9 protein-coding genes are annotated in these 7201 nt (G+C 69.2%); 4 read left to right on the top strand and 5 right to left on the bottom strand.

Annotation, left to right across the window (positions count from 1 at the left end):
* Positions 1 to 489: 489 nt before the first annotated feature.
* Positions 490 to 1098, bottom strand: coding sequence for a DNA-3-methyladenine glycosylase (locus KBY32_RS30555; RefSeq protein WP_210982374.1), 609 nt, complete (start codon positions 1096 to 1098; stop codon positions 490 to 492).
* Positions 1099 to 1318: 220 nt separating this feature from the next.
* On the opposite strand from KBY32_RS30555, the gene KBY32_RS30550 reads away from it, so the two are divergent.
* The 3 genes from KBY32_RS30550 (at position 1319) to KBY32_RS30540 (ending at position 3335) form a co-directional block, all read left to right on the top strand.
* Positions 1319 to 2101 carry a sporulation protein gene (locus KBY32_RS30550; RefSeq protein ID WP_055621316.1) on the top strand — a complete coding sequence of 261 codons (783 nt, stop codon included), beginning with the start codon at positions 1319 to 1321 and terminating at the stop codon, positions 2099 to 2101.
* A gap of 43 nt (positions 2102 to 2144) precedes the next feature.
* Positions 2145 to 2678, top strand: coding sequence for a YbhB/YbcL family Raf kinase inhibitor-like protein (locus KBY32_RS30545; RefSeq protein WP_055621317.1), 534 nt, complete (start codon positions 2145 to 2147; stop codon positions 2676 to 2678).
* 150 nt (positions 2679 to 2828) lie between these two features.
* The gene (locus KBY32_RS30540; RefSeq protein ID WP_055621318.1) at positions 2829 to 3335 is read left to right on the top strand and encodes an HNH endonuclease; all 507 of its coding nucleotides are present in this window, start codon (positions 2829 to 2831) and stop codon (positions 3333 to 3335) included.
* Positions 3336 to 3416: 81 nt separating this feature from the next.
* On the opposite strand, the gene KBY32_RS30535 is transcribed toward KBY32_RS30540, so the two are convergent.
* From KBY32_RS30535 to KBY32_RS30525, 3 genes are all read right to left on the bottom strand, one after another.
* Positions 3417 to 4361, bottom strand: a complete 945-nt coding sequence (locus KBY32_RS30535) for an SPFH domain-containing protein (RefSeq protein ID WP_210982373.1) — start codon at positions 4359 to 4361, stop codon at positions 3417 to 3419.
* Between the two features lie 141 nt (positions 4362 to 4502).
* Positions 4503 to 4934 carry an NfeD family protein gene (locus KBY32_RS30530; protein ID WP_181890301.1) on the bottom strand — a complete coding sequence of 144 codons (432 nt, stop codon included), beginning with the start codon at positions 4932 to 4934 and terminating at the stop codon, positions 4503 to 4505.
* Positions 4935 to 4995: 61 nt separating this feature from the next.
* Positions 4996 to 5793: an ABC transporter ATP-binding protein gene (locus tag KBY32_RS30525; protein WP_055621321.1), complete on the bottom strand. Its 798-nt coding sequence runs from the start codon at positions 5791 to 5793 to the stop codon at positions 4996 to 4998.
* 144 nt (positions 5794 to 5937) lie between these two features.
* Between KBY32_RS30525 and KBY32_RS30520 the strand changes: the two genes are divergently transcribed.
* Positions 5938 to 6720 (top strand): hypothetical protein, encoded by a 783-nt coding sequence (locus tag KBY32_RS30520; RefSeq protein ID WP_210982372.1) that lies wholly within the window; start codon positions 5938 to 5940, stop codon positions 6718 to 6720.
* Positions 6721 to 6873: 153 nt separating this feature from the next.
* Here KBY32_RS30520 and chpE read toward each other — a convergent pair whose 3' ends face one another.
* Positions 6874 to 7116 carry a chaplin ChpE gene (chpE, locus tag KBY32_RS30515; protein WP_055621323.1) on the bottom strand — a complete coding sequence of 81 codons (243 nt, stop codon included), beginning with the start codon at positions 7114 to 7116 and terminating at the stop codon, positions 6874 to 6876.
* Between the last annotated feature and the right edge of the window lie 85 nt (positions 7117 to 7201).

Below are 7201 nucleotides of genomic sequence, written 5' to 3'. Positions count from 1 at the left end.
AGCGGAACATCGGGAGGAATAATCCCGACGTTCACAGCGTCCTCGCTGTGTTTTTTCAAAGGAACCTCGCCCCAGCAGATGCTGGAGACGGGGTATCAACATATCTGGCGTTGACTTTTGGCACGCTATTGAGTTCTCAAGGAACGGACGCTTCCTTTGTACTCACCCTCTCGGGCTTTCCTCCGGGCGCTTCCCTTCGGTCTTGGTTTCCGACTCTATCAGATCCTTTTCGGATCCGATTCCCTGTCGGACGGGATTGCCGAGGGCTTCTGGCTTTCGCCTGTCGGCCTTTCGACATTCACTACGTTAGCCGATTCCCCGGCCCGATTCATAATCGGGCTCCGCGGTTTCGAATTCGGGCATGCGGAGACGCCAGAATCGACCCCGTTCAAGGGGCTGTACTAGGTAGTGGGTTGGCCGCTACGGCTGCTGACTTCGCAGTACCCGCTTCAGCGGCTTGGGCTACGTTACGCGTCCCGCCAAGGCGCGTCAACTCGGGCCGGGCTTGGCCCTCGGGCTCAGCCGGTACGCCGAGACCGTGGGGTCGCCGGCGACGTAGAAGCGGTGCTGCCAGTCGTGCGCCTTGCTCACGCCGACCCGGGGGCCGACCCGGATGAGCGCGTCGGGCACCGGCTCCCCCTCGGACAGCGTGACCGACGTGCCCGTCAGCAGATTCGCGCCGTCGTGCGCCGCCGTGATGCCGAGCGCCTGGCAGAAGTTCCCCGGGCCCCGGGCGAGACGTGTGTCCTCGACCTTGGGGCCTCGACGTTCACGGGCCAGGTCCTCCCCTTCGATGACCCGGCCGGCGCGGATCAGGACCGCCGACGCGATGCCGTCGGTTCCGGTGACGACGTTCGCGCACCAGTGGAGGCCGTGTGACCGGTAGACATAGAGGTGTCCCGCCGGACCGAACATGACCGCGTTGCGGGCCGTCCGGCCCCGGTAGGCGTGGGACGCCGGGTCCGCCGCGCCGGAGTACGCCTCGGTCTCCGTGATGGCGATGCTGACGGTGCCCTCGGGGGTCTTGTGGGTGAGGACGGCGCCGAGCAGCTTGGGTGCGACCGCTTCGGCGGCGTGGGCCAGGTCGTCGACGTTCATACCGGTCGCCGTGCTCCGTGCGGGGCGGGCCGGTCGGTGCGGGTCCAGGGCGGGGGCGTACGGTCGGGGCTCACGATCATGCCGTCCGAGCGTAATGGAGACGCCGTGGTCGTCGGGGGTGGTCAGGGAGCGCACGCCTTGTCAGGGTGGGACGCGGAACCGGCCACGGCCGATTCGCGTTTGTACGGATCAGGGGATCCACTCTGAGTAGAGGAGAGTCATGGCGTTCAAGAAGCTGCTCGCGAGCCTGGGGGCCGGCGGTGCTTCGGTCGAGACGGTGCTGACCGAGGTCAACGTCGTCCCGGGCGGTGTCGTCCAGGGTGAGGTGCGGATTCAGGGCGGATCCGTGAACCAGGACATCGAGGGTCTGGCCGTCGGTCTGCAGGCGCGTGTCGAGGTCGAGACGCAGGACGGCGAGTTCAAGCAGGACGTCGAGTTCGCGAAGGCGCGGCTGGGCGGGGCCTTCGAGCTGCAGGCCGGTGCGGTGCACGCGGTGCCGTTCGGGCTGGAGATCCCGTGGGAGACGCCGATCACCATGATCGACGGGCAGGCGCTGCGCGGTATGAACATCGGTGTGTCGACGGAGCTGGCGATCGCGCGTGCCGTGGACTCCAGCGATCTGGACCCGGTCAACGTGCACCCGCTGCCCGCGCAGAAGGCGCTGCTCGACGCCTTCATCCAGCTCGGCTTCCGCTTCAAGAACGCGGACATGGAGCGCGGTCACATCCGTGGGACGCGCCAGAAGCTGCCGTTCTACCAGGAGATCGAGTTCCTGCCGCCGCAGCAGTACCGCGGTCTGAACCAGGTCGAGCTGAGCTTCGTGGCGGACGCGAACGCGATGGACGTCGTACTGGAGATGGACAAGAGGCCGGGGCTGTTCAGCGAGGGCAGCGACACCTTCCGTTCCTTCCAGGTGGGTCTGAACGACTTCCACACGACCGACTGGGCGGCGTACCTCAACCAGTGGCTGTCCGAGGTCGGCAGCAAGCGCAACTGGTTCTAGGCTCGGAACTGCTGATTCCACTGTTTCGTCAGGAGGTATCGAAGTGTCCGAGCTCAAGCGGCGGCCGCTCCCCCACGACTTCCATCCGCCCGTGCCGTCCTTCACGGTCACGAGTGAGGACGTCCAGGACGGCGGGACCCTGAAGGACGCCCAGGTGCACGCGGCGGGCAACACCTCGCCGCAGCTGCGCTGGGAGGGCTTCCCGGAGGGCACCAAGAGCTTCGCCGTGACCTGCTACGACCCGGACGCCCCCACGGGGAGCGGGTTCTGGCACTGGGTGCTCTTCGACATCCCGGCGTCGGTGACCGAGCTGCCCGCGGGTGCGGGCGGCGGCTCCTTCGAGGGGCTGCCGGAGGGCGCCGTGCAGGCGCGGAACGACTACGGGTCGAAGGACTTCGGTGGGGCCGCGCCGCCGCCCGGGGACGGGCCGCACCGGTATGTGTTCACGGTGTACGCCGTGGACCAGGAGAAGCTCGGTCCGGACTCGGACGCCAGCCCGGCCGTCGTCGGGTTCAATCTGCGGTTCCACACGCTCGCGCGTGCGCACCTGATCGCCGAGTACGAGGTGCCCGCGTAATCCTGACGTTCATGGAACGTTTGCCCGCCCCCGGTGATGGAAGTGATCGGGGGCGGGCACTTTTTATTTCGTTGTCCATCTCGGCGTGCCCGGCCAGAGTTGATCCCAGCCCGCCAGGGGGTGGGCACTGTGCACGGGAGGTGGGCTGCGATGCGGGACACGCTGGTACTGAACGCGAGCTTCGAGCCGCTGTCGACGGTGACGTTGAACCGAGCCGTCGTTCTGGTGCTCCAGGACAAGGCCGTCGTCGAGCAGGCCCACCCCGAACTGCGCATGCGCGGGGCCGCGGTGGACATACCGGCGCCGCGGGTGATCAGGTTGTGCCGGTATGTGAGGGTTCCGTTCCGAAGACAAGCGCCGTGGTCGAGGCGGGGTGTGCTGGTCAGGGACCGGCACCGGTGCGCGTACTGCGGGCGCAGGGCCACGACCGTGGACCACGTGGTGCCGCGGTCGCACGGGGGGCAGGACACCTGGCTGAACACGGTCGCGTCGTGCGCGGAGGACAATCACCGCAAGGCGGACCGGACGCCGGAGCAGGCGGGGATGCCGCTGCTGCGGGAGCCGTTCGAGCCGACTCCCGCCGATGCGATGTTGCTGGCGCTGGGGGTCGACGAGTTCGCGGCTCTGCCGGACTGGCTGGGTATGGACGCGGCGTAACCCGTCACCGTTTGCTCTGGGCGGCAAAGGGGCCCGGCTTCCTCGAAGAAGTCGGGCCCCTTTGCCGTACCGGCGAAACCCTCAGTCGATCGACGGCTTCTCCCGGCGTTCCGTCGCCTGGCCGGGGACGCTCGTGGATCCGCCGCCGCCCAGGTTGCCGAAGTTGCCCATGGCGCCCGACAGGCCCTTGAGGGCGTCGCCGATCTCGCTGGGGACGATCCAGAGCTTGTTGGCGTCGCCTTCGGCGATCTTCGGGAGCATCTGGAGGTACTGGTAGGAGAGCAGCTTCTGGTCGGGGTCGCCGGCGTGGATGGCCTCGAAGACCGTACGGACCGCCTGGGCCTCGCCCTCCGCGCGCAGGGCCGCGGCCTTGGCCTCACCCTCGGCGCGCAGGATCTGGGACTGCTTCTCACCTTCGGCGGTGAGGATGGCGGCCTGGCGCGTGCCTTCGGCGGTGAGGATCGCGGCGCGCTTGTCACGGTCGGCGCGCATCTGCTTCTCCATCGAGTCCTGGATGGAGGTGGGCGGCTCGATCGCCTTGAGCTCGACGCGGTTGACGCGGATGCCCCATTTGCCGGTGGCCTCGTCGAGGACGCCGCGCAGGGCCGCGTTGATCTCCTCGCGGGAGGTCAGGGTGCGCTCCAGGTCCATGCCGCCGATGATGTTGCGGAGCGTGGTGACGGTGAGCTGCTCGATGGCCTGGATGTAGCTGGCGACCTCGTAGGTGGCGGCCCGGGCGTCGGTCACCTGGTAGTAGATGACGGTGTCGATGTTCACGACCAGGTTGTCCTGGGTGATCACCGGCTGCGGCGGGAACGGCACGACCTGCTCGCGCAGGTCGATGCGGTTGCGGATCGTGTCGATGAACGGGACCACGATGTTGAGGCCCGCGTTGAGTGTCCGCGTGTAACGGCCGAAGCGCTCGACGATGGCCGCGCTCGCCTGCGGGATGACCTGGATCGTCTTGATCAGGGCGATGAAGACCAACACCACCAGGATGACCAGAACGATGATGACCGGTTCCATCGTCGTTTCCCCGTACCCCTTCTCCACTGCGGCAACTACGCCAACTTCGGAAGATCTCAGACTTGTTGAAGATCTTGGTGACGAGTCTGACAGACCGTCGCGTGCCCCGTGAGGGCTTCGCGCCACTTATGTCGTACGAGGTCACATGACGATGGCCGTGGCCCCCTCGATGTCCACGACGTCGACTTCCTGGCCGACTTCGTAGGTGCGGCCGGTGTCGAGCGCGCGGGCCGACCAGACCTCGCCGGCGAGCTTGATCCGTCCGCCGGAGGCGTCGACGCGCTCCAGCACGACCGCCTGCTTGCCTTTCAACGCGTCGATGCCGGTGGCGAGTTGGGGTCGTTGTGCGCGGTGTCTGTTCGCGATGGGCCGGACGACGGCGATGAGCGCGGTGGACACGACGACGAAGGCGACGACCTGGGCGACGGCGTCACCGTCGAAGAATCCGGCCACCAGGGCGGCCGCGACGGCCCCCACCGCCAGCATGCCGAGTTCGGGCATCGCGGTGATGACGAGCCCGATGCCGAGCGCTGTCGCGCCGACCAACCACCATACCCACGCGTCGATTTCCACATGGTCATGGTAGGGCCGGGGGCCCTGTCACGGACAGGGCGCCGGTCGTGCGAACGCGAGGTCAGGCGAGGGGAAGGCCCTGGGCCGTCCAGCGGTCGCCGACCTGTTCGACGACGAGCGGGAGGCCGAAGCAGAGGGAGAGGTTGCGGGAGGTGAGCTCGAGCTCCATGGGGCCGGCGGCGAGCACCTTGCCCTGACGGATCATCAGGACGTGGGTGAAGCCCGGCGGGATCTCCTCGACGTGATGGGTGACCATCAGCATCGAGGGCGCGATCGGGTCGCGGGCCAGCCGGCCGAGGCGGCGGACGAGGTCCTCGCGGCCGCCGAGGTCGAGTCCGGCGGCGGGCTCGTCGAGGAGGAGCAGCTCGGGGTCGGCCATGAGGGCGCGGGCGATGAGGGTGCGCTTGCGCTCGCCCTCGGAGAGCGTGCCGAACTTCCGGTCGCTGAACTCGGTCATACCGAGGCGGTCGAGGAAGGCGTGGGCCCGCTGCTCGTCGACCTCCTCGTAGTCCTCGTTCCAGGTGGCGGTCATGCCGTACGCGGCGGTCAGCACGGTCTGCAGAACGGTCTGGCGCTTGGGGAGCTTCTCGGCCAAGGCGATGCCCGCGACGCCGATGCGAGGGCGCAGCTCGAAGACGTCGGTGCCGGGCCTGCCGAGGGTCTCGCCGAGGATCGTGGCGGTGCCCTTGGTCGGGTAGAGGTAGCTGGAGGCGACGTTCAGGAGGGTGGTCTTGCCGGCGCCGTTCGGGCCGAGGATGACCCAGCGCTCGCCCTCCTTGACCGACCAGGAGACCTGATCCACGAGAGCCCGGCCCTCACGGACCACGGTTACGTCCTGAAGCTCCAGAACATCGCTCATGAGCGCGTTGTCTCCCCTTGCTGTGACCGGTCTCGGCGTCTCGGCGTCTCGGTGGTCGCGTGCGCCTGTGGGCGCAGCCCCTCCAGGAAATCTACGCCACCGGTCCGGCCCATCCTTCCATCGGTCGGTCCTTAGGGTGGTGGCATGCTCTCGGAACCACGTTCAGGACGCCTTGCCGCTTGGGGAAATGCCCTTTTGGCCGGACTTGTCTCACCGGATGACGCTGTGCTCCACATCGTCGGGGACGACGCCGTGCACCGGGTGGAGGGGCTGCCCGGCGAGTCGGCGCCCGTCGGTCTGACGCTGGCCCTGGGCCGGCTGCGCAGGCTCGGGGTCGCCGGACTCCGGGTGGCGCTGCCCGCGCCGGGGCATCCGCTGGGGCTGAGCGGGCCGCCGGAGTTCAACGCGCGGGCCCTGGAGGCCGAGGAGGCGGTGGTCTGCCACGGGGCGGCCTTCGGGCTGGTGCCCGAGGTGTACGAGGCCGGGCCCGAGGGCGATGTGCACGTGGAGGTCGTCTGGCACGTCCTGCCGGTGCGGGAGGCGCCGCCCGCCGATGTGCCGTCGCTGGGCGAGGCCGAGCGGGAACTGGCCGAGGGCCTGCGGGACGCGACCGAGGCGCTGGCGCGCCTGGACGTGGCCGCGTCGGGGCCGGTGGCCGAGGCGGCGATCGACGCGTACCGGGCCCGGGCCGAGCGGGGTCAGGAGATCCTGGCGCCCGGGTATCCGCCGCGGGCGGTCCGGGTGCTGGAGCTGGCGCGCCGGGTGGGCCTGCTGATCACGCTGGCGCAGGAGAACGGGCACGGCGGTGCGGTGAGCTCCGCCGAGATGCGGGCGCGCGCGGAGGCGCTGCGGCCGGTCGAGCGGGTGGCCCGGCGGGCCCAGGTGGCGGCGTACAACGCGGCGGTGGAGCAGCGGGAGGCCCGCTGAGGCGGGCCCCCGACGGGAGGGGTGCCGGGAGGGCCGGACGTGGGCCCGGCGCACCCCTCCCTGCTCTGCGGTCCGGCCTCCGGCCGGTCGCGGACCGGCCTCCCGGGGGGAGTGCCCGGGAGGCCTGAGGTCACTGCCTGGTTCGGCGACGCGTCACTTGTTGACGGCCAGGTTGCCGAAGGCCGGGTTCAGGACGCCGATGACGTTCACGCTGTTGCCCGAGACGTTCGCCGGGATGTGGATCGGGGCCTGGATCAGGTTGCCCGAGACGATGCCCGGCGAGCCCACGGCCTTGCCCTCGGCGTGGGCGTCGGTGGCGGAGGCCATTCCGGTACCGGCGGCCAGCAGGCCACCCGCCACCATCGTCACGGCCGCTGCCTTCTTCAGGTTCTTCACTTTCAAGCCCTCCTAGCGATCGCCGCGGCAGTCGCCGCAGCACGCACTGGAGAACGCCGGAGCTCCGGGAAGGATGCGGCCATCC

The organism is Streptomyces sp. RK62, assembly GCF_018070255.1.
Lineage (GTDB): Bacteria > Actinomycetota > Actinomycetes > Streptomycetales > Streptomycetaceae > Streptomyces > Streptomyces nigra.
This window is presented reverse-complemented; position numbering and strand designations above follow the sequence as displayed.